Genomic DNA, 24,020 nt, shown 5'->3' with positions numbered 1-24,020 from the left:
CCCGCCTAGACCGTCACCACGATCTTGCCGAACTGGGCGTTGGACTCCAGGTAGCGATGCGCGGCGACAATGTCGTCGAAGGCGAAGCGGCGGGCGATGACCGGCGCCAGCGAGCCATCACGCACGCCGTCGAGGATGAACGCCTTGGCCGCCGCCAGCTTCGCCGGGTTGCCGATGACCTCGTGGACGAGGTAACCGCGCAGCGTCAGCCGCTTGCCGAGGACGGTGGCCAGCGGGAACGGCGTGGGCGCGGGGTCCAGCCCGCCGTATTCGACCAGGATGCCGCCCGGCGCCATGGCGGCGGTGAGCGGCGTGAACAGCGGGCCGCCGATCGGATCGAACACCACGCGCGCGCCCCGGCCGCCAGTGATGGCGTCGATGCGCGCGGCCAGATCCTCGTCTTCCGATGCCACGACGTGGGCGGCGCCCTGCGCCCGCAGCGCGTCGCCCTTGGTGGCGCGGCGCGTGACGGCAATCGGCGTGGCGCCGACCCGGTTGGCGATCTGGATGGCAGCCAGGCCGACGCTGCTCGACGCGGCCGTCACCACGACGAAGTCGCCCCGGCCCAGCGCGGCGATATCGATCAGCGCACCGTAGGCGGTCAGGGTCGGCATCCACAGGGCGGCGGCCTGGGCCCAGTCCAGCGCCGCCGGGTGCCGGACCACCGCTGCGGCCGGCATCGTAATGATCTCCCCGTAGGTCGGCCAGCGCGCCATCGAGATGGGCGGGATCACGCTGACCGCATCACCGACGGCCACCTCGCTCACCCCCTCCCCCACCGCCGCGACAATGCCGGCCGCCTCCAGCCCCAGCCCGGACGGCAGCAGCGGCGTTTCTATATAGATGCCCGCGCGCATCAGCGCCTCGGCCCGGTTCAGCCCGAGCGCCTTGACCCGGATCTGCACCTCGCCGCGCGCGGGCGGCGGCACCTCGACGTCTTCGATCCGGAGCACCTCCGGGCCGCCATGTGCGTGGAAACGGATTACGCGTGCCATCGATACCATCACTCGCCTCATTCGTCTTGATTGGGAACGAATACACTATGGCAGGCCGCCCATCGGCGATAAATGGCCGGTTTTCCAGAACACTGATAACCAGGAGTTTCCAATATGGACCGGCTGACTAGCATGGCCGTGTTTGTGAAGGCGGTGGATCTCGGCTCGTTTTCGGCGGCCGCCGACGCGCTCGAGCTATCGGGCCCGATGGTCGGCAAGCATGTCCGGTTCCTGGAAGAGCGGCTGGGCATGCCGTTGATCACCCGCACCACGCGGCGCCAGAGCCTGACCGAGTTCGGCCGCGAGTATTACGACCGCTGCCGCGTGGTGCTGGCCGAGGTGGACGCCGCCGATGCGCTGGCCGCCGACCATGCCGACAAAGGCGAGCAATCGGCCGCGCCGCGTGGCCGGCTGCGCGTGACCGTACCGGTGCACTTCGGCCGGTGCTGCGTGGCGCCGGTGCTGCTGGCGCTGACGCGGCAATATCCCGGGCTCGAACTCGACCTGTCGTTCAGCGACCGTTTCTCGGACTTGATCGAAGACGGCTTCGACCTGGCCATCCGCACCGGGGAGCCGGACGACAAGGCCGGTGTGGTGGCGCGCCGCGTGGCGCGGCAGATCATGATCGTGTGCGCGTCGCCCGGCTATCTGGCCGAGGCCGGCACGCCGCTGGGGATCGATGACCTGGCGGGACATCGCGCCGTGGTCTACCGGCGCTCGGGGCGCATCCGTCCGTGGCAGCTGCCGGGCGACGATGGCGCGCCGGTGCCGGTCCTGCCCGCCCATCAGGTGCGGATGGACGATCTCGACGCCCTCGCTGACGCCGCCGCGATGGGCCTCGGGCTGGCATGGCTGCCGTACTGGCTGGTCCGGGACCGGATTCAGGCGGGCACGCTGGTCCACCTGCTGCCCGAGCGGCCCGGTTTTCCCTACGATGCCTACGCACTGTGGCCGCACACGCCCCACACGCCCCACCTGCCACGCAAGGTGCGCGTCGCCGTGGATGCGCTGGCGGCCGAACTGCCGCGCATGATGGCGTGAAACCACGAGTGCTGGGTGGCTTCCTCGACCTGTGGCAGCCCCGCTCGCTGATCGTCGATGCCGGCACCACCGCACCGGCCAGCGGCAGCTTCCCGGCCGTGGTGGCCTCGGACTGGACCGGCGTGCCCGGCGACGCCACCGACGGCACCGACGGCACGATCCGCAACGCCGCCGTGCTCGCCGCCAACATCGACTACGTGGCCACCGTGACCGCGTAGCGCAGCGCCGCGCAGGCGCTAGAACACGCCGAGCGCGATGCCGGCCGCCAGGCCGGCGCCCAGCTCGGCGCATTGGTCCAGGTCGTCCTGGTCGATCTGCTTCGTGGCAAGGATGGCTTCGGGCGTCTGTGCGTGCGTGCAGACAATCAGCGTCGGCGCCACGCGGTTGAGGCGCCAGCCCGTGGCGATGCGCTCGACCTGCCGCTGCGCGTTCTGGCCGTCACTGCCGGCGCAGATCATCGCCGCGTAGGGGCGGCCGTTCACGCGGTCCAGCACCGGGTAGTAGCAGCGGTCGAAGAAGTCCTTCATCAGGCCGGACATCGCGGCCAGGTTCTCCGGGGTGGCGAACAGGTAGCCGTCGGCGGCCAGCACATCGGCCGCGCCGGCCTCGGTGGCGCGCAGCAGGCGGACATCCACGCCCTCCTGCCCGCGCGCCGCCGTGGCCGCCGCCTCGGCCATCTGCGCGGTGCCGCCGGTCATCGTGTGATAGACGATCAGTAAGGTCTTCATGGTGCGCCGACTCTACCATGTGGCACGGGCGGCACCGGCGCACCCGGGGTACCGAATCGGCCTACTTGCTGCCCTTGACCGTGGTGTAGCTCGTGATCAGGTTGCGGTAGTCGGGAATGTGGTTCGAGAACAGCGTGCCGAGCCCCTCGATGTCGTTGCGCCAGTCGCGGTGCAGCTCGCACGCCACGCCGAACCAGCTCATCATCTGCGCGCCGGCCTGGGCCATGCGGTTCCAGGCCGCGTCCCGCGTGATCGGGTTGAAGGTGCCGGAGGCATCGGTCACGACGAAGACGTCATAGCCTTCCTCGATGGCGGACAGTGCCGGGAAGGCGACGCAGACCTCGGTGACCACGCCGGCAATCAGCAGCTGTTTCTTGCCGGTGGCTTTCACGGCGGCGACGAAGTCGGCGTTGTCCCAGGCGTTGATCTGGCCGGGGCGCGGAATGAACGGCGCCTCGGGAAACATCGTCTTCAGTTCCGGGGCGAGCGGGCCGTTCGGGCCATCCTCGAAGCTCGTGGTCAGCACGGTGGGCAGGCCGAAATATTTGGCGCAATCGGCCAGCGCCAGCACGTTGTTCTTGAACTTGTCGGGTTCGATATCACGCACCAGCGACATCAGGCCGGCCTGATGGTCCACCAGCAGCACGGCGGCTTGGGACTTGTCTAGGCGGTTGTACTTTTGGGTCATCATGCGCTCCAAAGGAAGCCTTGGGCGAGCGGACGGGCATCCGCCCGGCGGGGGTGGCCCGGCGGGCCAGACTCCGCTGCGAACGGCGGAGTGAAGTCCACTGTAGGCGATCCATCGGCAGCGCGGCAGTCGTGAAATGCAACGCGCAGCGGGCCGGTGAAGGCGCGCTGCGCGGGACTGCCATCGGAAAAATCGGACCAGATCCGACCCGGTCAGACGAGATTGATCTCGATATGGATGTTGCCGGTGAGGGCCTTCGAGTACGGGCAGGTCTGGTGCGCGGTCTCCACCAGCGCCTGCGCCACATCGCGCGGCACGCCCGGCAGGCTCACGTTCAGGCGTGCCTGCAGCAGGTAGCCATCGCCGCCCTTGCCGAGGTCCACTTCGGCGTCCACGGCGGTATCGCCCGGCAGTTGCACCTTGCGGGCCTTGGCCGCGATGCCCATGGCGCCGATGAAGCACGCGGACCAGCCCGCAGCCAGCAGCTGCTCCGGGTTGGTGCCGATGCCGCTGGTGCCCGGCGAGGACAGCTTGATGTCCAGCCGGCCGTCATCGCTGCGTGCCGAGCCGTCACGGCCGCCGGAGGTGATGTGGACTTTGCCGGTGTACAGCACGTTTTCGATACGGGTCATGTCGATTTCCAGTGTTTCGAGGTTGCGGGTTGAAGAGCGTGGATCCAATCGGGCGAATCAGGTGACGCAGGTGACGCAGGTGACTCAGGCGTAGGCGCCGTCGAGGTACGGATCGACCGTGCGTGCCGGGTCGGCCGAGACGCCGGTGCGGTCCATGCCGGCCACGATGCGGGCGCCGTCCGTGTACGGATCGACATTGCGGGCGCCATCGGTGAACGGGTCGACGTTGCGGGCGCCGTCGCTGTACGGGCTGCGGGCGTCCTGCACCGAGCGGGCACCGTCGCTGTACGGGTTGCGGGGTTCTTGCACCGAGCGGGCGCCGTCGGTGTAGACATCACGGGAGCCGGTGACGGCGGCTTGGGCGCCGGCAGCGGCGGCAACGAGGGCGACGGCGAGAACGAGGCGCTTGGCGATGGAGGTCATGATCGTATTTCCTTGAAGTTTGGGTTCGGTAATCAATTAAGGATTGCGAGGCGGGTTACGGTGCGTCTGGTTTGTTTCGCTTGCCGCGCTGCCACGGAATGCATTTAAGACGACGGACGTATCGCGCCCGTAGCGATTTGAGGGCCTTACTGTCAGGGCACGTATCGGTGCGGGAGCCAGATACAAAGGCGTACAAAAAGGGGCGGGGCGGAGGGGGGAGGCAGACCGCGATCGGCGGGATTCGGGTGACGGATGGGGCCGGATCGGAGCCGGAGGAGACCAGATCGGACCCGAATCGGACCCAGACCGGGCAAATCGGACGCAACCGGGCCGATTGGCGAGCCCGCCGGCCACCGCCATGTATCACTCTGTATCTGGCGACGGCCTCGCCACAGTGGCATACGCCCAGCCGCGCTGGCGACACATCGGCGATATGCGCAGCGGGTCTGATCGAGGCAAGCCAAACTTCCTTACCGGATGCCAATCATGACCCTGCTGATACTTGCCTATATAGGTGGCGCCCTCACCATCCTGAGCCCGTGCATCCTGCCGGTGCTGCCGTTCGTGTTCGCACGCGCCGGCCAGCCCTTTGTGCGCAGCACGCTGCCGATGCTGGCCGGCATGGCGCTGACCTTCGCCGCCGTGGCCACGCTGGCGTCGGTGGGCGGCGCCTGGGTCGTGCAGGCCAATCAGGTGGGACGCTACGCCGCGCTGGTCCTGCTGACGATTTTCGGTGCGAGCCTGCTGCTGCCCGCGCTGGCGGACCGGCTGGCCCGCCCCGTGGTGGCGCTCGGCAACCGGCTGGCCGGCGATGGCGACACCTCCACGGTGTGGCGCTCGCTGCTGCTCGGCGTGGCGACCGGCATGCTCTGGGCGCCCTGCGCCGGCCCGATCCTTGGGCTGGTGCTGACCGGCGCGGCGCTCAACGGCGCCAGCGTGCAAACCTCGCTGCTGCTGGCCGCCTACGCGGCGGGCGCCGCCAGCTCGCTGGCCGTGGCGCTGGGCATCGGCGGCCGGGTCTTTGCGGCGATGAAGCGGTCGATGGGCGCCGGCGAGTGGCTGCGGCGCGGCCTGGGCGTGGGGGTGCTGGCTGGCGTGGCGATCATCGGCACCGGCACGGACACCGGCCTGCTGGCGCGGCTGTCCGCCGGCAGCACCACCGGCATCGAACAGGCGCTGCTCAATGCGGTGGAGAAGGCGCGCGACATGCCGCCGCAGTCCGCCAACGACGCCAATGACGCCAATGACGCCAGTAACGCCAATGACGCCAACAACGGCATGCTGCTGGCCGCCAACGACGCCCGCGTAGGCTTCCCGGGCGGTGTGTCGGGCGCGTTGCCCCCGCTGCCGGTCGAAGGCCGCCTGCCCGCGCTGGACGGCGCGGTGCAATGGCTCAACTCGGCCCCGATCACGCGCGAGCAGTTGCAGGGCAAGGTCACGCTGGTCTACTTCTGGACCTATTCCTGCATCAACTGCATCCGCTCCCTGCCCTACCTGCGCGCCTGGGCTGACAAGTACAAGGACCAGGGCCTGACCGTGATCGGCGTGCATACGCCCGAGTTCGCGTTCGAGAAGCAGCCCGAGAACGTGCGCCGCGCGGTGGCGGACTTCCGCATCGGCTTCCCGGTGGCCATCGACAGCAACTACAAGATCTGGCGCGCCTTCGACAACAGCTACTGGCCGGCGGCGTATTTCGTGGATGGTCGCGGCAATATCCGCCATCACCAGTTCGGCGAAGGTGGCTATGCGACCTCGGAACGTGTGATTCAAGCGTTGCTTGCGGAGGCCGGCGACAAGTCGGTGGCCACGGGACTGGTTGCCCCGGAGGCGCGCGGTGCGCAGGCCATGCCTGACCTGAACAATGTGCGCTCGGGCGAGACCTATGTCGGCTACCAGCAGGCCACCAACTTTGCCTCCCCCGGCGGCCTGCGGCCCGATGCGGCGCGCGACTACACGGTCGGCAAGCTGGACCTGAATAGCTGGGGGCTGTCTGGCCGCTGGACCGTGGAAGCGGAGCAAGGGACACTTGACCGCGCCAACGGCACCATCGCCTACCGCTTCCATGCCCGCGACCTGCACCTCGTGCTCGGCCCGGCGGCCAATGGGCAGGCGGTGCGCTTCCAGGTGACCATCGACGGCAAGCCGCCCGGCGCCAGCCATGGTGCGGACACCGATGAGAACGGCAATGGCGCGGTCACGCAAACCCGGCTCTACCAGCTGGTGCGGCAGGCGGGCGAAGTCGGCGACCACACGTTCGAGATCCGCTTCCTCGATCCGGGCGTGCAGGCTTACGCGTTCACCTTCGGCTGATGTCTGCATACGTGAGTTAATCGTCACTTTTTCGGGGCTTCCTCCCGATTGCGGTAAACTACGCCCCGTTCTGCCGGCCGGGGCGTCGCTGCATGCAGCCCCACCCAGCATCATTTGCCCGGCAAACACCCCTCTGCTTCACCTTCGCTCCGGGGACTGCGCCGCCCATCGCGCGCAGCCCGGTCATTGACCTGCGCCCCCCATCCGGGACCGATTCGGAACCCATCCGGGACCGCGCGCAGGACTGAATCCCTCAGGCAGTTTGTCTGACCCTCCCTCCCGGGGCACGCGCGCGTGTGCCGCGGGCGGATCCGTTTTCCGAAGGACAACGCAATGAAGAAGCCAGCCAGCCTTTGGCTGCTTGCGGCCGGGCTCCTGCCCGTCGCCGCCCACGCCGCACCGGGCGTGACCCTGTACGGCATCGTCAGCTCGGCGGTGCGCTATACGTCGAACATCGACGGTCATCACAACGACCAGGCCGCGCTGGTCTCGGGCGGCATGGTCGGCAGCCGCTGGGGCCTGAAGGGCGATGAAGACCTGGGCGGCGGCCAGCACGCCATCTTCCAGGTGGAAAGCGGCTTCGCCAGCGACGACGGCCGCGCGTCCTACAACGCGCTGTTCGGCCGGCAAGCCTGGGTGGGCCTGAGCGGCGACTGGGGCAGCCTGACCTTCGGCCGCCAGTACAACGCGCTCAACAACATCGGCTGGGCGTTCGATCCGCTCGACCAGGGCTGGGGCAATTTCTGGTCCGATCCGCTCTACATCGGCGGGGACATCTTCTTCCAGGACTACCGCATCGACAACAGCGTGGTCTACCAGCGCACCGTGGGGCCGTTCTCGGTCCAACTGGACTACGGTGCCGGCGAGCAGGCCGGCAGCATGGGGCGTGGCACCACGCTCGGCGGCGGGGTGAAGTACCAGCAGGGGCCGGTGGTGCTCGGCGTGGCGTACGACCAGCGCCGCAGCGACGATGGCGCCAACACGCTGCGCAACTACTCGGTGGGGGGTTCCTACGCGTTCGGCAAGGCCACCGCCTACGTCGGCCATATGGGCCGGCGCGAGTCCGCTGGGGATGCGCGCTTCGCCATCTCCTTCGTCGGGCTGGGCTACCAGCTGACGCCGGCGTTCCACGTCTCGGGCGCCTACTACCGCTACCAGCAGTCCGGCGATGTGACCACGCAGTTCCAGGACACCCCGGTGCGGCTGGGCGGCGGCAACGCGGACAGCATCGCGCTGGTGGGCGACTACGCGCTCTCCAAGCGCACCAGCGTCTACGTGGAGGCGGATATCGTGCATGCGCGCGGCGGCGCGGTGGGGCGGGAGACCGAGTACTGGGCCGGTACGCCGGCCACGGACGTGGACGATTCCACCCGCATCGGCGTGATGGTGGGCATGCGACACCATTTCTGAAGCCGCGCTATCATCGCCCGCTCAATCCGTTACATCTGTTAAACCCGGGAGCCGCGATGACCGCGAACATGGACACCATCGAGATCAAGGCGTTTCTGCCGGCGCAGGATTTCGACCTGTCGAAGCGTTTCTACCTCGACCTCGGCTTTACGGAGGCGTGGGGCAGCGACGAGATGGCCTACCTGCACGCGGGGCGCTCGAGCTTCCTGCTGACGCGCTTCTACGAGAAGCCGTTCGCCGAGAACCTGATGATGTCGCTGCTGGTGGTGGATGTGGAGGCCTGGTGGCAGCACGTGGTGGCCCAGGACCTGGGCGCGCGCTACGGCGTGCGCGTGAACCCGCCGGAGGACCGGCCCTGGGGCATGCGCGACTTCACGATCGACGATCCGTCCGGGGTGCTGTGGCGGATCGGCCAGTCCATCGACCAGCCGGCCTGATGGCTGCCTGATGGCTGCCTGATGGCTGTCCTGGCTCCCTTCCTTCCGCTTCACGCTTATGTCTTCCGATTCGATTCTTTCCCCCCGTGAACCCGGCGACACCGCCTTCTACCAGCTGTTGGCCGATAGCTACCAGCGGCTGCTCGGCCGCACGCTGGTGCCCGAGCCGATGCCGGCCGGCAAGGCGGCCCGCTGGCTCTACGAGGAGGCGCCGTTCGCGGTGCTCGCCCACAACACCGCGCCCGATCCGGTCTTCGTCTACGGCAATCTGGCCGCCCAGCAGCGTTTCGAGTACGACTGGGCGGGCATCACGCGGCTGCCGTCCCGGCTCTCCGCCGAGCCGCCCAACCAGGCGGAGCGGCAGGCCTTCCTGGCGCGCGTCCAGCGCGTGGGCTACGAGACCGGCTACACCGGCGTGCGCATCACGCGCACCGGCAAGCGCTTCATGATCGAGGAAGCCACGCTGTGGCAACTCATCGACGCCGATGGCGTGCTGCACGGGCAGGCGGTGATCATTCCCCGGACGCGCGACCTGTAGGCAGGCGCCCCCGCCGTGACTTGAGCGTTACTTGACCGGGGCCACCAGCGGCACGCCCTTCCGGACGACGTACGTCGCCAGTTCCGAGGCCTTGCCGCGCCCCACGTTCTTGGCCACGTGCGCGGTGCCGTCCGGGATGAACAGCGCCTCGCCCGCCTTCAGCGTCACCGGCGCGCGGCCCTCCAGCTGGTATTCGAGTTCGCCCGCCAGCACGTAGGCGATTTCCTCGCCCGGATGGGCATGCTTGATCGAGACCGCGCCCGGGTCGAAGTCCACCCGCACCTGCACGGCTTCGCGCCCCGGCGTGCTCAGGTCGCTCTGCACCAGGTCCGTGCGGTGGAGGCCGACGTTCTGGGCGTGCGCGGCCTGGAACAGGCCGGCGCCGATCAGCAGGACGGTAGCGGCGAGGATGCGGCTGGAGGTACGGGTCGAAGTCATGGGAAGCCTTTGCGTTGCAGTGGAAAGAGTCGCCATTGCATCGCGCTGGTGTGTGGCGGATGTATCGGGCCGGGAACGGTTCTGTATGCCGATGTACGAACGCCCGGCGCCGACACGCGGCGATACAATGTCCGCCACGCCCGCACCGCTGCGGGCCGGCGCCCTCCCCCAACGTAGGTTTCCGACTGCTACCCCATGACCGTAGACAAGCCACTCCTAGACGCCTTCGCCCCGACCGGCGTGCTGCGTGCCTCGATCAACCTGGGCAATCCGATTCTTGCGCACCGCGCCGACGCGGGTGGCGCGGGTGGCGCGAGCGGCGTGTCCGTGGACCTGGCCGGCGCGCTGGCCGAGCGGCTGGGCGTGAAGCTCGAACTGGTGGTGGTGGAGACCGCCGGCAAGTCGGTCGATCTGGTGGCGAACGAGCAGGCCGATATCGGCTTCTTCGCCATCGACCCCAAGCGCGGCGCCAGCATCGCCTTCACGGAGCCCTACGTGCTGATCGAGGGCTACTACCTCGTGCACAACGACTCGCCGGTGCGCACCAACGCGGATGTCGATCACGCCGGCACCCGGGTGGTGGTCGGCAAGGGCAGCGCCTACGATCTGTTCCTGTCCCGCGAACTCCAGCATGCGGAGATCGTGTACGCGCCGTCGTCGCAGGAGGTGGTCCGCACCTTCCTCGAACAGGATCTCGACGTGGCCGCCGGGGTGCGCCAGCAACTGGAGGCCGATATCCGGGGCCTGCCCAACCTGCGCCTGYTGGACGAGCGCTTTATGGTGATMCGTCAGGCGATGGGCGTGCCGAAGTCTCGCGGCGACGCGGCGGCGGCCTTCCTGGCGGCGTTCGTCGAGGAGCGCAAGGCGTCCGGCGCGGTGGCGGCGGCGCTGCAGAAGCACCGCATCCAGGGCGCGACCGTGGCGCCGTTGGCGGCGGGCTAACCCATCGACAAGCCTCAGCGGCCGACGAAGGTCGGCTTGCGCTTCTCCGCGAAGGCCGCCGCCGCGTTCCGATAGTCCTCGCTCTGGTCGCTGCGGCGCGTGGCCTCCGCAATGGCGTCGCGCGCGGCGTCCAGTTGGCCGGCGGCGATGGCGTTGAGCTGGAGCTTGATGCCGGCGATGGAGAGCGGCGCGTTGTCCATCATCGGACGGCCGAAGGCCATGGCGGCGGCGACCGGGTCGTCGTCGGCAGATAGCGCGTCGAGGAATCCGGCCTGATAGGCCTCTTCCGCCTCGACGAAGTCGCCGGAGAAGAGCCAGCGGCGGGCGGCACTGAGCCCGATCAGGTGCGTCAGCCGCACCAGCTGGATCGTCGGATACATCAACCCCAGCTTGGCGACCGGCACGCCGGCCCGCACGCTGCCATCCCCCACGCGGAAGTCGCAGCACATGGCCAGGCTCAGGCCGCCGCCCACGCACGCGCCTTGCACGGCGGCGATCACGGGGACCGGGCAGTCCTGCACGGCGGCGTACGCCTGCTGGATCACCGCGCGGTAGGCGTCCGCGGCCACCGGATCGGACAGCACGCTGCGGAACGCGAGGATGTCGTCCCCCGCGCAGAAGTGGCCGCCGGCACCGGTCAGCACCACCAGTTGCAGCGCGCCCCGCTCGGCGGCGAAGGCGCGGAAGCGGTCGCGCAGGTCGGTCCAGGCAGCGAGGTCACAGGCGTTGCGCCGATGGGGGCGGTTGATCGTCACGATGGCCACGCGGCCGTCGTCGCGGAACTCGGTCACGATCTCCGAGGGTTGGGTGTTCGATGCGTTCATGGCGGAATTCATGTCCAAAGTGGCGGGCCCCCCCCCGGGGGGCGCCCCGTTCCTATTCCTATTCCTATTCCTATTGTGCAGCGATGCGGGTTTCCTGGATCACGCGCGCCCATTTGGCGACTTCGCCCTTGAGCCGGTGATCGGCATCATCGGCGCTACCCAGCACCACGTCGATGCCCTGGGCGGCGAAGCGCGCCTTGACGTCGGGCATCTGCAGGATCTTCTGCAACTCGGCGTTGAGCCGCGTGACGATGGGCTTGGGCGTGCCCTGACGGACCAGCACGCCGTAGGTGGACGGCACCACGAAGTCCTTGAGCCCGGCCTCGGCCACCGTCGGCACGTCCGGCAGCGCACCGATGCGCTGCGGCGTGGCCACCGCCAGCGCCCGCACCTTGCCGCTCTTGATGGCGGACAGCGCCGTGGGCCCGGTGGCGAACATGATCTGAATCTGGCCGCCCAGCAGGTCCGCCACGGCCGGCGCGGCACCCTTGTACGGCACGTGCAGCAATTCCAGGCTGGCCTGGCGGCGGAACATCTCGCCGGCCACGTGCTCGATCGAGCCATTGCCGGACGACCCGAAGGCCAGCGTGTTGGGCTTGGCCTGGGCCAGCCGGATCAGGTCCTGCACGCTGTTGGCCGGGAGGTCATGGCTCACCAGCAGCACGATCGGCAGGTTGCCGACAATCGCCACCGGCGTGAAGTCGCCGGTGAGGTTGTAGCCGTTGGCCTTCTGCAGCAGGGCGGCGTTGATCGAATAGGAGGTCAGCGCGGCCATCAGCACCGTGTAGCCGTCCGGCGCGGACCGGGCGACAAACTGCGCGCCAATGTTGCCGGAGAACCCGGGCTTGTTGTCCACCACCACGGGACGGCCCAGGCTCTCGGCAAGCTTCTGGCCCAACAGGCGCCCCACCACGTCGACGGCACCGCCGGCGGGATAGGGAACGACCAGGTTGACCGGTTTTTCGGGGTACTTCTCCTGCGCGGTGGCCGGCGCGGCCATGAAGGCCACAGCACAGGCCGCCGCACAGGCCAGGAGGATGTGGGTGGCCAGCGTGGCGACGCGTGCCGGGGTACTGCGACCAGACTTTGACAGCATGGAAAGACTCCACTGAGACGAAAGGACGCACCGGCCGGGAAACCTCGCCCGACCGGGGGGAGATCAGCCGCGGGCCTTGCCGACGCGATAGCCGCTCTGTTCGAGGTCCCAGACGCCCGCCACATCGCGGGACAGCAGCTTCTTCTGGATGCGCTGCGTGGGCGTTTTCGGGAATTCGTCGATAAAGGCCACGTAGCGCGGCACCTGGAAGTACGGCATGCGTGACTCCGACCACTGGATCAGCGCGAGCGGGTCGAGCGTCCCGCCGCCCTCCTGCCGCACGCGGATGAAGATCTTGAGTTCGTCCTCGCCCAGGTCGCTCGGCACGCCGACCAGCGCGCACTCCTCCACCAGCGGGTGCTCGGCGATCACCCGCTCCACCTCCCACGCGGAAATATTGATGCCCCGCCGCCGCACGGTGTCCTTCTTGCGGCCGGCGAAGGTCAGGAAGCCGTCCGCATCGCGCCGCGCCAGATCGCCCGTGCAGAACCACTCGCCACGCATGGCCGAGGCCTCGGCCTCGGGGTTGCGGAAGTAGCCCAGGAAGGCGAGCCCCGGCGCGTTGGCGCGCACGACGATCTCGCCCGGCTCGCCCACCGGCACGGTACGCCCGTCATCGTCGGTCAGGTCCACGTCGAAGTAGCCGAGCGGCTTGCCGATGGAGCCCGCCGGGCCCGCCGGATTGACCGTGACGAAGGTGATCATCTCGCTCAGGCCGTAGCCCTCGCGCATCTCCACGCCAAAGCGTTCGGAGAACGCCTTCCACAACTCCGGCGGACACCCGCCGCCCCACGCCACGCGCACCTTGTGCTCCCGGTCGTTGTCACGCGGCGGCTGCTTGAGCAGCATCGGCACCACGCTGCCGAGATAGTGGATGTGGGTCACGCCATGGCGCCGCACCTGATCCCAGAACTGCGAGGCGCTGAATCGATCGACCATGGCCAGCGTGGTGCGCTCGATCAGCGCGGAGATCAGCACGGCCACCCCGGCGCCGTGGTGCAGCGACTCCCACAGCAGGAAGACGTCGCCGGCCTGCGCGCCGGTCAGCCGCAGGATGCCCATCGGGCCCGCGCGCAGCGTGCGGTCGGACTTCAGCACGCCCTTCGGGGCGCCGGTGGTGCCGGAGCTGGGGGTCAGCGCCAGGATGTCGTCCGGCTGGGTGACGTGGGCCGGCGGCGTTTCCGGGCGCGCCGCGAAGGTGGCGAAGTCGTCCCGGCCCTGCCCTGCCCCGCGCCACAGCACCGACATCGACGGCCGGTCCTGCCGGATGGGCGAGAGCGCCTCGGCATAGTCCGCGTCGGCCAGCACCGCGGCCGGCTCGAACTGCTCGAACAGGTGCGACAGGGCGGCGCCGTGCAGATGCACGTTCACCGAGACCCGCACCAGCCCCAGCCGCGCCAGCGCCAGGATGGCGACGATATGGTCCGGGTGGCTCGGCAGCATCAGCGCCACGCGGTCCCCCGGCTGGAGGCCGGCTGCGGCGAGGCCGTTGGCCACCTGGTTCACGCGCCGGTCGAGGGCGGCAATCGTCAGCACCTCGTCGTGGAAGCGGCAGTAGATGTCGTCAGGCGTTTCCCGCGCGCGGCGGGCAAGCAGCGCGGAAATGGTTTCCGAGGCGACCGGGGGAATATCGATGTGAGTTTCCGAAGACATGGGAGATGGCAGGACAGCGTTGATCTGATCGACAGGAAGGACTCGGGCGGCTCAGGCGGCGGTGGCGCGGCGGCGTTCGCGCTCGGCGAAGAACGCTTCCATCATGCGCGCGGGCTCGCCCGAGGCATAGGATTCGCGGTGGATGCGGATACCGGCCTCGATGGCATCGCGGAAGCCGGCTTCGGTCATTTCCTGCAGGCGGGCCTTGTCGAGCTTCATGGCCACCGGCGGCTTGCCGGCCAGCGACGCGGCGATCTCCATGGCGCGGGCGTGCACCGCCTCGCGCGGCACCAGATAGTGGATCAGGCCGATGGCGTGGCACTCCTGCGCGTCCATCATCCGGCCGGTCAGCGTCAGCTCGATGGTGCGCGACAGGCCGAGCATCTCGCGCATGATCCACGGTCCCGTGACGCTGGCGATGCCGGCGTTGATCTCGGGCTGGCCCATCTGCACTTCCGGGTGGCCGACGCGGATGTCGCCCAGCAACGCCACCTGGAACGCCGAGCCGGCGGCGGTGCCGTTCAGGGCCATCACCAGCGGCTTGGGCAGGCTGCGCAGCGTGTCGTAGAAGGTTTCCCATTCACGCAGCCAGACTTCGGCGCGGTCGGCGTCGAAGTCATGCGCCTCTTCGAGATCCTGGCCGGCGGAGAAAGCCCGCTCGCCGGCACCGGTCATGACGATGGCGCCCACAGCGGGGTCCTTGGCGAAGGCGCCCAGCGCCGCCAGGATCTCGCCGCGCATGGCGGTGTGCCAGGCGTTGAGGCGCTCCGGGCGATTGAGGGTGATCACGCCGATGGCGCCGATGCGTTCTGCCTTGATGTCTCGGTACATAGTTATCGCATAGAAATAGTAAATTAGTGAATCGAAATATAAAGACATCGCGACGGTGGTGCAACCGGTTTTCGACTAAGGGTTTACCCGCGTCTATTTGGCGCAAACGGGTGAAAGTGGGCGTGCCGCGTCGCTACGGCACGCAAAAGGGGGACCACGTCGGGGGCGAAGCTGGCGCGCAGTCACCGGGGGGCAGTGACTGCGCGGGGGAATGACAGGGGAAGGGGTAAGGCGGGCGAGGAGGCGGGAGAACTCAGGCGCGGCTGGAGATGGCGCGGCCGGCGGCAATCAGCAGCGACGCGACGCGCTGCTCGTCTTCCGCGCCCTTCCAGCGGGCCCGCGACACCGCGACATTGATCGCGCCGCGCGGCCGGCCATCGGACCCGACGATCACCACGGCGGTGGCAATATCGCCGATATACATCTCGTCTTCGGTATGGGCGTAGCCGTTGCGCCGGATGGTTTCCAGCCGCTTCAGGATGGCGTCCGGCGCGAAGATGGTGTGCTGTGTGTACGGCACGAGATCGGACTTGGCCAGGATCTCCCGCACCTCGTCATCGGGCAGCGCGCTGAGGATGGCGAGGCCGGACGAGGTGCAATAGGCTGGCAGCCGCGTGCCGACGATGACATCGGGCGTCAGCACGTGGCGGCTGACAAAACGCTGCACGAACACGATTTCCGTGCCGTCGAGCAGCGTCAGGTTGACCGTCTCCTCGGTTTCCAGCGACAGGTGCTGGAGGAACGGCGTGGCCAGCCCGACCAGCTCGTTGGCGGCGATGAACTGGTAGCCGAAGTCGAGCATGCGCGGCGACAGCGAATAGGTCTTCGCCGCCGCGTCGCGCCGCAGCAGATTGAGATGGGTAAGCGTGTGGGTGAAGCGCTGCGCCGCGCTCATGTCCAGCTCGGCCAGCGCCGCGATCTGGGTCAGCGACAGTTCGCGGCGGCGTGCATCGAACACGCTCAGCACGCGCAGGGCCTTCTCCACGGAATTGACGAAGAGCGACGACTCGTCGCCCGCGCTGTCTCCCTTCTTGGCCCCTTCGGCAGCGGCGGGCGCGCTGGGCGTGGCTTCCGCGCTGCGCTTCGTCCGGGTTCGCTTGGTGGTGGGCTCGTTCGTTGGCATGCGAGGATAATCGTTAGCGGATTGCAATACATCATTATTGCATTGTCCGGTAACGATCCCACCCGCCCACCCGCCGCCTCACCCCCCGAACAGCTTCGCGGGCACCGTYACCAGGGCCGGGAACACCACCATCAGGAACATGATGGCGAACTCGGCGATCATGAACGGCACCACGCCCCGGGTGACCTCGTCCATCTTCATGCGCCCCACGCCGGCCACCACGTTCAGCACCGTGCCGACGGGCGGGGTGACCAGTCCGATCGAGTTGTTGATGATGAACATCACGCCGAAGTAGACCGGATCGATGCCGGCCGCCTTGATCACGGGCATCAGCACCGGGGTCAGTATCAGGATGGTCGGCGTCATGTCCATGGCCGTGCCGACGATCATCACCAGCACCATGATCGCCGCCATCAGCAGGATCTTGTTGCCCATGAAGGGCTGGAGCAGGTCCACCACCTTGGACGGCAGGTCCGCCACGGTGATCAGCCAGGCGCTGACCATGGCCGCCGCGATCAGGAACATGACCACGGCGCTGGTCTTGGCCGCCGTGACGAAGATCTGGCGCAACTGGGCGAAGCTCAGCTCGCGGTAGACCACCATCGACACGAACAGGGCATACGCCGCCGCCACCACGGCGGCTTCCGTGGGCGTGAACACGCCCATGCGCAGCCCGACCAGGATGATGACCGGCAGCATCAGCGCCCACAGCGCATGGCGGAACGCCGCCAGGATCTCCGCGCGCGACTTGCGCGGCGGCGGCTCCAGGTGCTCGCGCCGTGCCAGCCAGGCCCAGGTGAGCCAGAGCGCCACGCCGATCAGCAAACCCGGCACGATGGCGGCGAGGAACAGCTTCGAGATCGACACATTGGCGGCCACGCCGAAGATCACCAGCCCGATGCTCGGCGGAATGACGGGGCCGATGACGCCCGTGGCGGCAATCAGCCCGCCCGCCGTTTCCTTCTTGTGGCCGGCGCTGACCATCATCGGCAGCAGCAGCGCGGTCAGCGCGGCGGCGTCCGCCACGGCCGAGCCGGAGAGTGCCGAGAGCAGGCAGCCGGCCATGATCGTGACGTAGCCCAGCCCGCCCTTGATATGGCCGACCAGCGCCAGCGCCAGATCGACAATCCGGCGCGACAGCCCGCCCACGTTCATGATCTCGCCGGCCAGCATGAAGAACGGCACCGCCAGCAGCGGGAAGCTGTCGGCGCCGCCGATCACGTTCTGCGCCAGGATCTGGGCGTCGAACATGTCCAGGTGCCACATCAGGGCCACGCCGCTGGCCAGCAGCGCGAAGGCAATCGGCATGCCGATCAGCATGGCGCCCAGCAGCGAGCCGATAAAAACGGTGATGGTCATGCGCGTCTCCCGGTGCTGCCGAGGTCCGCGGCGTCCGCCGCGTCCGCCTGGTCGAGAATCTGCTTCATCTGCACCGCTTCCTCGGATTCCTGCACCATGACCAGCTCGTCCTCGGTGAGCCTGCCGGACAGCAGGCGCCAGAGATCGAGCGCGATGATGACGGCCGCGAGCACCGAAAACACGATGCCGGCCGCGTAGACAATCGCCATCGGGGCGCCGGTCACCGGGGCCGTCACGTCGAGATTGATGACTGCCTGGTCCCAGCTACCCTTGCACAGCAGCACCACGATGTAGAGCATCAGCACCTGGCTGACCACCAGGCACACCTTCTTGCCCCAGGCGGGCAGCTTGCCGACCAGCATGTCCACCCCCAGGTGCCCCCGTTCCTTGAGCGCGATGACCGCCCCCAGGAAGGTGAGCCAGATGAACATCCAGCGCGACACCTCCTCCGACACCGTAATGCCCGAGTTGAAGCCGTAGCGCAGCACCACGTTGCCGAACACCAGCACCACCATCACCGCGAGCAGCAGCGCGATGCCGGCCTCCAGCACGCGGCAGATTCCATCGATCAGGCGACCCATGATGACCCGCGCCGCCTAGGACTTGGCGTCGGAGACCAGCCCGACCAGCGCGCGCAGCCCCGCCAGGTAGGAATGCACGCCCAGGCCCTGGATGGTGCCCTTCACCGCCGGCGAGATGATCGAATGCGCGCGCCAGGTTTCCCGGGCCGCGATGTTCGACATGTGGATTTCCAGCGAGGGAAACGGCATGGCCTTGATCGCATCGTGCAGCGGCACGCCGTGCTGGGTCAGGCCGGCGGGGTTGATGAGGGCGCCCTGGGCGGCGTCGATGTGCGCGTGCAGGAAATCGATCAGCGCACCTTCATGGTTAGACTGGATCGTGGCCAGTTCCACGCCCAGTTCGGCGGCCAGCGCCGCCAGGCGTTCGTTGATCTGGTCGAGCGTGGTGGTGCCGTAGATATGCGGCTCCCGGCGGCCGAACAGGTTCAGGTTCGGGCCGTGCAGAACGAGGATTTTCATGATGTATTGGCGAGGGCGTCGGGGATGGCGGGGGCGGCGCGCTTACTTGCGCAGGCGCCGGATCTCGTCGTTGTAGAGCTTCACGGTGGCCGGGTCGTAGCTGGCCATGAAATGGTCGGTGACCGGCTTGACGACCTGCTGCATGCGCGCACGTTCCGCCGGCGTCACATCGTTGTACTGGATGCCCTTGGCGCGCAGCTCGCCCACGGCCTTCTGCGCGGCGGCGCGGCTCACCTGGCGCTGGTAGACGCGCGCTTCGTCGGCGGCCTCGTTCATGATCTTCTGCTCGGCCGGCGAGAGCTTGTCCCAGAACTTCTTGCTGACGAGCACGATGTTGGCGGCGTACACGTGGTTGGTGGCGCTCACGTACTTCTGCACTTCATAGAACTTGTTCGAAAGAATCACCGCGAAGGGGTTCTCCTGGCCATCCACCGCCTTGGATTCGAGCGCGCCATACAGCTCGGCGAACGGCATCGGCACCGGGTTGGCCTTGAACGCCTTGAAGGTGTCCAGGAACACCGGGTTCGGGATCACGCGGATCTTCAGGCCCTCGAAGTCCTCCGGCCGGGCTATCGGTCGCTTGGAATTGGTGACGTTGCGGAAGCCCAGATCCCAGAAGCCCAGCGCCACCAGCCCTTTCTCGGGCAGCCGGGCGATCAGCGCCTTGCCGAGCGGGCCGTCCAGCAGCGCGTCTGCCTGCTCGAAGCTGCTCACCGAGAACGGCAGGTCGATCAGGCCGAACTCCTTGACGATGCCCGCCAGCGAGGTGGACGCCGGGGCCGACATCTCCTGCACCCCGCCCTGCAGGGCCGATTGCTGCTGCATCTCGTTGCCGAGCTGCGAGGCCGGGAATTCCTTCACCTTCAGCTTGCCGCCGCTCTTGGCGGCCAGCAGCTCCCCGAACTTCTTCACGCCGAAGCTGACCGGATGGTCGGGATTGTTCAGATGGCCGAAGCGGATGGTGCGCTCCTGGATGTCCTGCGCCATGGCCGTGGCGGCGATGGTACCCAGCGCGGCGGCCAGCGCCAGCCGAAGGATGGTCTTCCTCATGCCTTGTCTCCTCGATGTCTTTTTTCTGGGCGGGTGGTGGCCAAGTATCGGTACCAATATTGGGGCCGATCCCGATGGCTCCCCCGCAGTGAGTGGAATACTATTCCACATGGAATCAGTTTCCACTTGGGGTTAGTATCTAGCCCACCCTCATCGCCCTAACACCACCTTTATCGATATGGCCGGAGTACTCGAACGCGCACTTGCCGTGATGGAACACCTCGCCACGCAGCCGGAAGGCGTGCCGCTGGCATCCATCGCGCAGGAACTGGAGATCCCGCAGAGCGCGGCGCATCGCCTGCTGAACGAGCTGGTGCGCTGCGGCTATGTGCGCCAGCTCCGCGACCATGGCGACTACGCGCTGACCGCCCGCGTGGCGTCCATCGGCCTGAGCTACCTGAGTGCCACGGGTATCGTCGACATCGCCCAGCCGCTGGTGGACCGGCTGGCGCAGATTTCGGGGGAACTGGTGCGGCTGGCCATCGTGGATGGCGAGCACCTGACGTGGGTGGCCAAGGCGCAGGGCGCCCGGCATGGTTTGCGCTACGACCCGGACATGGGCATGGACGCCCGGCTGTCTTGCAGCGCGTCCGGCCACGCCTGGATGCTGACGATGAGCGACGAGCGCGCCATCGAGCTGGTCACGCGGCAGGGCTTCGGCTCGCCTGAGGAATATGGTCCGAACGCGCCGACCACCATCGGCGCGCTGCTGACGATGCTGCACGAGAACCGCGCGCGCGGCTTTGCGATGATCAACGAGGTGTTCGCGCCCGGCATGACGGCGATGGCCGCGCCGGTCAAGCGTAAGGAGCGCGATCCGATTGGCGTGCTGAGCATCGCCGGACCGGCCGTGCGGCTGACCGAGGCGCGCATGACCGCGCTGGGCCCCGACCTGCTGGCCGCTGCCGACGAACTCGCGCTGGCCAGCCTGGCCTCGCCGATGTTCCGCACACGCTTTCCGCTACAGGGCCGCAACAACGAGGACAACTCGGCCGCCGCCTGACCTTCAGGGGCGCCGCTCCTTCAAGCCTCCATGCCGCGCAGGCACAGGCTCATCAGCCCCATGCGCCCGCGCACGCCAAGCTTGGTGAAGACCCGGGCGACATGCGCCTGCGTGGTGGATGCCGTCAGGCCCAGCCGTCCGGCGATCTGGTTCTCGGAGGCTGCCGTCAGCAGCAACATCAGCACCTGCTGCTCGCAGGGCTCCAATACATTCAGCAAGGCGGCGGGAATCAGGTGGTCGCAGGTGGGCTGCCGCAAGGCGGTGACGTCGTGCGCGACGCCGAAGCGCAGTTGATGCGTCTCCAGCCAGCGGGCGGACCATGAGAAGTGAACGTCACTACCGTCGCGGTGCTGGTAGCGGTTCTCGAATCCGGTGCGCCGATTCCCGGCCATCACCGTGCCCGCTTCCCGGAGCGTCCGGTCGCGGTCATGCGGCGCTACCAGTTCGATCATGGTCTGGCCGATGATGGCGGCCTGGGACAGGCCCAGGCTATCCGCGCACCGGGCGTTGGCGTAGCGGATCTTCCCAGCCTTGTCGACCAGGAACACTGTGTCTGGCAAGCTGTCCGCCAGCGTCAGGATCGCGTCTTCCGCCAAGCGTTCAATCATGTGTACCGATCCCCGGGGCCGCGACAAAGCCATCGCGACAATGTGGCCGATCATGCCAGAGGATCGGCGTTCACTCCAGCGGCACTGGCCCTACGTCTCGTCCTTCACCGCGTGCACGATGTTGTCGCGCAGCGCGATGACCTCCTTCTGCAGCTTGGCGAAGGCCGGCGGCGTCAGCCCGCATGCCGACATCAAGTCGGTGCTCGCCGCCTTCTCGCGCACGCGTCGACCGCTCTTCGTCAGGCTCACGCGCACCTGCCGCTCGTTCTCCGGGTCGCGCTTGCGTTCGACGTGGCCCATCGCTTCCAGCTTCTTGAGGATGGGTGTCAGCGTGTTCGACTCCAGGAAAAGCTTTTCGCCGAGGCCGCTGACGGTCTGGCCGTCCGCCTCCGACAGCGCCACCAGGGTGACGTACTGGGTGTAGGTGAGCCCGAGCTTGTCCAGCACGGGCCGGTAGAGCTTGCCGAAGGCGAGATTGGTCGAGTAGACCGCGAAGCACAGGAAGTCCGACAGCGGGGTATCCGCGGCGCTTGTCTCATCAATGGGTTTCATCTGCTTTCTCGTCGTGATGCCGATGGCAAAGAATACATCGTATGCGACGCAATCGTAAGCGCTGAGCGCCTTCCCCGGCCCACCGCCGCGCCGCCCGCCGGGTTTCTTCACGCGCGCCGTACAAACGCCTTGACTTGCCCGGGCCCGTGAACCATTATGCAACGCATGCGATTACATCGCATGCGATTTGTTAAACCACACTAGATTCAGAGAGACCCTCACACATCATGACCAAGATCGAAAAAGTACTGTTCACCGGCAAGACCCACACCACCGGCAGCAAGGGTGGCCCCCGCCATCACGGCAACGTCGACCTCCATCTCACCACGCCGGGCAACGACACGGCGCCGACCTATGCCTATGAAGCGGTGCAGTCCCACCCGACGGCCGAACAGCTCTTCGCCGGCGCATGGTCGGCCTGTTATATCGCCGCGCTGGGCCTCGCGGCCAAGGAGTTGAAGGTGGCGGTGCCGGCCGATCTGTCGGTCGAGATCGAGGTGGATCTGGGCATGGCTGGCACGGACTACTTCCTGCAGGGCCGCATCCACGTCAACCTGCCCGGCGTGGCGCAAGAGGCGGCCGAAGCCGTGGCGCACCGCGCCGATGCCATCTGCCCGTACTCGAAGGCCACGCGCGGCAATATCGACGTCACGCTGACCGTCGCGACGGCGTAACCGGGGATAAGGGGGGTCATGGCGCAACCGCTTCCGCGTTGCGCCATGCCTGCACGAAGGCACGCAGGGTCGTCGCGGAGGCATCGCTGACGGCCCAGTACTGCATGCCGCCTGCCGCCCAGCGCTGTAGCTGGTAGCCCTGCTGCACGGCTTCGCCGCTGCCGCCCGGCCCACGCTGCGCGTCTGGCAGCACGAACACGTCGATCGGATGCCCATCGCGCCGATAGACCAGCACGGCCACCCGGTGGCCATCCACATAGTCGAGCCGGCCGCCCAGCAGCGGGAACCCGGCGCTCGCCAGGTCGCGGACCTCCGGCGCGTAGTCGACACGGCCGTTGAACCACGGCTTCACCACATGCATATTGGACGACGCCACATCGATGGCGTGGTTCGAAATCAGACCGCGTACGTGGCTCGTCACCACGGCGTCGGCCATGCCTTCCGCCGGAGACTGCCGCATGGCGTGCTGCTGGAGGCCCAGGCCGACGGCGAACACCGTGACGCCCGCCATGGCCGCGTTGATGGCGGGCGACCACGTGAACCAGCGGCGCCAGCCTTCCGACGAGGGGGGCGAGGGCGACGCGTCGGCGTCCGGTGCGATGGCCGCGTCGCCGGGCAGCGCGGCCACGATGCGCGCGCGCAAGTCGGCGGACGCGCGGTGATAGTGCGCGCCGTGGCGCGTCGCCGCGCGCAGCGCCTGGAGATTGCGCAGGCAGGCCACGCACTGGTCGCAGTCTTCGAGATGTCGTTCCAGCCGCACACTGTCAGCCGCGCCGACTTCCCCGTCGGCGCAGGCCTGCAGGAGCAACTGCGCGTCATGGCAATCCATGTTTCGTATCTCCGGGGGGATGAGCGGGTGGCACGTCCGCAAGGTCCTGGCGCTCCGCCGGCGCGGCGGCAACCGGCACCTCGCCACGCAGCGCCGTGACGGTGGCGGCCAGCATGCGACGGCCCCGCGCGAGTCGGGACATCACCGTGCCGACCGGTATTTGCGCGATGCGGGCGATATCGCGGTAGTGCAGTTCCTCCAGTTCACGCAGGACGATGACTTCGCGGAAGACCACCGGCAGCCGCGCCAGCGCCGCATGGACCAGCCGCACATCCTCCTCGCGCATCAGCCATTGCTCCGGGTCCGTGGCGGCGCCATGCCAGTCCGGCAGCGCGGTGTCCATCTCGCCTTCCTCATAGTCCGTTTCCGCCGCGCCCCGGCGCTTCTCGCAGGTCGTGAACCACGTATTGCGGACGATGGCCAGCAGCCAGGGCCGCGGCTGGTCGCCCCGAAAGCTGCCGAACAGCCGGAACGCGCGCAGGAACGCCTCCTGCACCACGTCCTCCGCATCGCCCGTGTTGCCGCACAGCCACCGGGCGAGGTTGTAGGCGGCGTCCAGGTGCGGCAGCACGAGGGCGTCGAAGCGGCGGCGCGTGGCAGGGGCGTCCACGTCAGTCCTCGGTCCGGACGGAGCGGTCGGGCAATCCAGTCACATCGGGGCAGTCGAGCGAATCGAGCGAATCAGACGAAGCGGGTGGATGGCGCAAGGCGGTCTCCTGTATACCGGCGCTGCACCGATTCTATTCCCGCGCGCCGGCGCCGGGAATATTTGGCGCCCCCCCCCGGTATGACAGGG

Annotated in this window: 28 protein-coding genes; 9 read left to right on the top strand and 19 right to left on the bottom strand. The window is 68.0% G+C overall.

Annotated elements, in window-relative coordinates; genetic code table 11:
* Positions 1 to 5 precede the first annotated feature (5 nt).
* On the bottom strand, positions 6 to 995 hold the full coding sequence (locus AC1DP9_RS14545) for a zinc-dependent alcohol dehydrogenase family protein (RefSeq protein ID WP_477107742.1): 990 nt from the start codon (positions 993 to 995) through the stop codon (positions 6 to 8).
* A gap of 114 nt (positions 996 to 1,109) precedes the next feature.
* Here AC1DP9_RS14545 and AC1DP9_RS14540 point away from each other — a divergent pair, with 114 nt between their 5' ends.
* On the top strand, positions 1,110 to 2,036 hold the full coding sequence (locus AC1DP9_RS14540) for a LysR family transcriptional regulator (RefSeq protein WP_477107741.1): 927 nt from the start codon (positions 1,110 to 1,112) through the stop codon (positions 2,034 to 2,036).
* Positions 2,033 to 2,254, top strand: a complete 222-nt coding sequence (locus tag AC1DP9_RS14535; RefSeq protein ID WP_143093907.1) for a hypothetical protein — start codon at positions 2,033 to 2,035, stop codon at positions 2,252 to 2,254. Before AC1DP9_RS14540 ends, AC1DP9_RS14535 begins: the two co-directional genes overlap by 4 nt.
* 18 nt (positions 2,255 to 2,272) lie before the next feature.
* Here AC1DP9_RS14535 and AC1DP9_RS14530 read toward each other — a convergent pair whose 3' ends face one another.
* The 4 genes from AC1DP9_RS14530 to AC1DP9_RS14515 all read right to left on the bottom strand — a co-directional run bounded on the left by AC1DP9_RS14530 (position 2,273) and on the right by AC1DP9_RS14515 (position 4,510).
* Entirely contained in the window at positions 2,273 to 2,764 is a 492-nt protein-coding gene (locus AC1DP9_RS14530; RefSeq protein ID WP_092295639.1) for a flavodoxin family protein, read from the bottom strand.
* Positions 2,765 to 2,825: 61 nt separating this feature from the next.
* A complete protein-coding gene (gene ycaC / locus AC1DP9_RS14525) occupies positions 2,826 to 3,452 on the bottom strand; it encodes an isochorismate family cysteine hydrolase YcaC (protein ID WP_092295642.1) in 627 nt (208 codons plus the stop codon).
* Between the two features lie 212 nt (positions 3,453 to 3,664).
* Entirely contained in the window at positions 3,665 to 4,084 is a 420-nt protein-coding gene (locus tag AC1DP9_RS14520) for an organic hydroperoxide resistance protein (protein ID WP_092295645.1), read from the bottom strand.
* A gap of 84 nt (positions 4,085 to 4,168) precedes the next feature.
* Complete coding sequence (locus tag AC1DP9_RS14515) at positions 4,169 to 4,510, bottom strand: hydroxyquinol 1,2-dioxygenase (RefSeq protein WP_092296206.1); 342 nt, start codon at positions 4,508 to 4,510, stop codon at positions 4,169 to 4,171.
* A gap of 483 nt (positions 4,511 to 4,993) precedes the next feature.
* Here AC1DP9_RS14515 and AC1DP9_RS14510 point away from each other — a divergent pair, with 483 nt between their 5' ends.
* From AC1DP9_RS14510 to AC1DP9_RS14495, 4 genes are all read left to right on the top strand, one after another.
* Positions 4,994 to 6,817 (top strand): cytochrome c biogenesis protein DipZ, encoded by a 1,824-nt coding sequence (locus AC1DP9_RS14510; protein ID WP_477107740.1) that lies wholly within the window; start codon positions 4,994 to 4,996, stop codon positions 6,815 to 6,817.
* Between the two features lie 333 nt (positions 6,818 to 7,150).
* Positions 7,151 to 8,227, top strand: coding sequence for a porin (locus AC1DP9_RS14505; RefSeq protein WP_477107739.1), 1,077 nt, complete (start codon positions 7,151 to 7,153; stop codon positions 8,225 to 8,227).
* 56 nt (positions 8,228 to 8,283) lie between these two features.
* Positions 8,284 to 8,664 (top strand): VOC family protein, encoded by a 381-nt coding sequence (locus AC1DP9_RS14500; protein WP_092295655.1) that lies wholly within the window; start codon positions 8,284 to 8,286, stop codon positions 8,662 to 8,664.
* A 58-nt stretch (positions 8,665 to 8,722) separates the two neighbouring features.
* A complete protein-coding gene (locus AC1DP9_RS14495) occupies positions 8,723 to 9,202 on the top strand; it encodes an MEKHLA domain-containing protein (protein WP_477107738.1) in 480 nt (159 codons plus the stop codon).
* Between the two features lie 27 nt (positions 9,203 to 9,229).
* On the opposite strand, the gene AC1DP9_RS14490 is transcribed toward AC1DP9_RS14495, so the two are convergent.
* Complete coding sequence (locus AC1DP9_RS14490) at positions 9,230 to 9,640, bottom strand: cupin domain-containing protein (RefSeq protein WP_477107737.1); 411 nt, start codon at positions 9,638 to 9,640, stop codon at positions 9,230 to 9,232.
* Between the two features lie 195 nt (positions 9,641 to 9,835).
* Between AC1DP9_RS14490 and AC1DP9_RS14485 the strand changes: the two genes are divergently transcribed.
* A complete protein-coding gene (locus tag AC1DP9_RS14485) occupies positions 9,836 to 10,582 on the top strand; it encodes a transporter substrate-binding domain-containing protein (protein ID WP_477107736.1) in 747 nt (248 codons plus the stop codon).
* Between the two features lie 14 nt (positions 10,583 to 10,596).
* Here the strand turns inward: AC1DP9_RS14485 and AC1DP9_RS14480 are convergent, their stop codons facing one another.
* The 9 genes from AC1DP9_RS14480 to AC1DP9_RS14440 form a co-directional block, all read right to left on the bottom strand.
* A complete protein-coding gene (locus AC1DP9_RS14480) occupies positions 10,597 to 11,406 on the bottom strand; it encodes an enoyl-CoA hydratase/isomerase family protein (RefSeq protein ID WP_477107735.1) in 810 nt (269 codons plus the stop codon).
* Between the two features lie 70 nt (positions 11,407 to 11,476).
* Positions 11,477 to 12,502: a tripartite tricarboxylate transporter substrate binding protein gene (locus AC1DP9_RS14475; RefSeq protein ID WP_477107734.1), complete on the bottom strand. Its 1,026-nt coding sequence runs from the start codon at positions 12,500 to 12,502 to the stop codon at positions 11,477 to 11,479.
* A gap of 63 nt (positions 12,503 to 12,565) precedes the next feature.
* Positions 12,566 to 14,155: an AMP-binding protein gene (locus AC1DP9_RS14470; RefSeq protein ID WP_477107733.1), complete on the bottom strand. Its 1,590-nt coding sequence runs from the start codon at positions 14,153 to 14,155 to the stop codon at positions 12,566 to 12,568.
* A gap of 51 nt (positions 14,156 to 14,206) precedes the next feature.
* The gene (locus tag AC1DP9_RS14465; RefSeq protein ID WP_477107732.1) at positions 14,207 to 14,986 is read right to left on the bottom strand and encodes an enoyl-CoA hydratase/isomerase family protein; all 780 of its coding nucleotides are present in this window, start codon (positions 14,984 to 14,986) and stop codon (positions 14,207 to 14,209) included.
* A 253-nt stretch (positions 14,987 to 15,239) separates the two neighbouring features.
* On the bottom strand, positions 15,240 to 16,109 hold the full coding sequence (locus AC1DP9_RS14460) for an IclR family transcriptional regulator (protein WP_092295678.1): 870 nt from the start codon (positions 16,107 to 16,109) through the stop codon (positions 15,240 to 15,242).
* A 78-nt stretch (positions 16,110 to 16,187) separates the two neighbouring features.
* A complete protein-coding gene (locus AC1DP9_RS14455) occupies positions 16,188 to 17,468 on the bottom strand; it encodes a TRAP transporter large permease subunit (protein ID WP_092295681.1) in 1,281 nt (426 codons plus the stop codon).
* Positions 17,465 to 18,049: a TRAP transporter small permease gene (locus AC1DP9_RS14450; protein WP_454757569.1), complete on the bottom strand. Its 585-nt coding sequence runs from the start codon at positions 18,047 to 18,049 to the stop codon at positions 17,465 to 17,467. Before AC1DP9_RS14450 ends, AC1DP9_RS14455 begins: the two co-directional genes overlap by 4 nt.
* Positions 18,050 to 18,064: 15 nt before the next feature.
* Positions 18,065 to 18,508: a type II 3-dehydroquinate dehydratase gene (locus tag AC1DP9_RS14445; protein WP_092295687.1), complete on the bottom strand. Its 444-nt coding sequence runs from the start codon at positions 18,506 to 18,508 to the stop codon at positions 18,065 to 18,067.
* A gap of 42 nt (positions 18,509 to 18,550) precedes the next feature.
* Positions 18,551 to 19,558, bottom strand: coding sequence for a TRAP transporter substrate-binding protein (locus AC1DP9_RS14440; protein WP_477107731.1), 1,008 nt, complete (start codon positions 19,556 to 19,558; stop codon positions 18,551 to 18,553).
* Positions 19,559 to 19,736: 178 nt separating this feature from the next.
* On the opposite strand from AC1DP9_RS14440, the gene AC1DP9_RS14435 reads away from it, so the two are divergent.
* Complete coding sequence (locus AC1DP9_RS14435; RefSeq protein ID WP_092295693.1) at positions 19,737 to 20,561, top strand: IclR family transcriptional regulator; 825 nt, start codon at positions 19,737 to 19,739, stop codon at positions 20,559 to 20,561.
* A 20-nt stretch (positions 20,562 to 20,581) separates the two neighbouring features.
* On the opposite strand, the gene AC1DP9_RS14430 is transcribed toward AC1DP9_RS14435, so the two are convergent.
* Both AC1DP9_RS14430 and AC1DP9_RS14425 read right to left on the bottom strand, forming a co-directional pair.
* Positions 20,582 to 21,169 carry a PAS domain S-box protein gene (locus AC1DP9_RS14430; RefSeq protein WP_177219940.1) on the bottom strand — a complete coding sequence of 196 codons (588 nt, stop codon included), beginning with the start codon at positions 21,167 to 21,169 and terminating at the stop codon, positions 20,582 to 20,584.
* 90 nt (positions 21,170 to 21,259) lie between these two features.
* Positions 21,260 to 21,721: a MarR family winged helix-turn-helix transcriptional regulator gene (locus AC1DP9_RS14425; protein WP_092295696.1), complete on the bottom strand. Its 462-nt coding sequence runs from the start codon at positions 21,719 to 21,721 to the stop codon at positions 21,260 to 21,262.
* A 227-nt stretch (positions 21,722 to 21,948) separates the two neighbouring features.
* Between AC1DP9_RS14425 and AC1DP9_RS14420 the strand changes: the two genes are divergently transcribed.
* The gene (locus AC1DP9_RS14420; RefSeq protein WP_477107730.1) at positions 21,949 to 22,395 is read left to right on the top strand and encodes an Ohr family peroxiredoxin; all 447 of its coding nucleotides are present in this window, start codon (positions 21,949 to 21,951) and stop codon (positions 22,393 to 22,395) included.
* Positions 22,396 to 22,411: 16 nt separating this feature from the next.
* Here the strand turns inward: AC1DP9_RS14420 and AC1DP9_RS14415 are convergent, their stop codons facing one another.
* Entirely contained in the window at positions 22,412 to 23,224 is an 813-nt protein-coding gene (locus tag AC1DP9_RS14415) for an anti-sigma factor family protein (protein ID WP_441592614.1), read from the bottom strand.
* Positions 23,211 to 23,834, bottom strand: a complete 624-nt coding sequence (locus AC1DP9_RS14410) for an RNA polymerase sigma factor (protein ID WP_441592615.1) — start codon at positions 23,832 to 23,834, stop codon at positions 23,211 to 23,213. Before AC1DP9_RS14410 ends, AC1DP9_RS14415 begins: the two co-directional genes overlap by 14 nt.
* Positions 23,835 to 24,020: the final 186 nt, after the last annotated feature.

The sequence above is a fragment of the Cupriavidus sp. 01L43 genome, from assembly GCF_056399925.1.
This window is presented reverse-complemented; position numbering and strand designations above follow the sequence as displayed.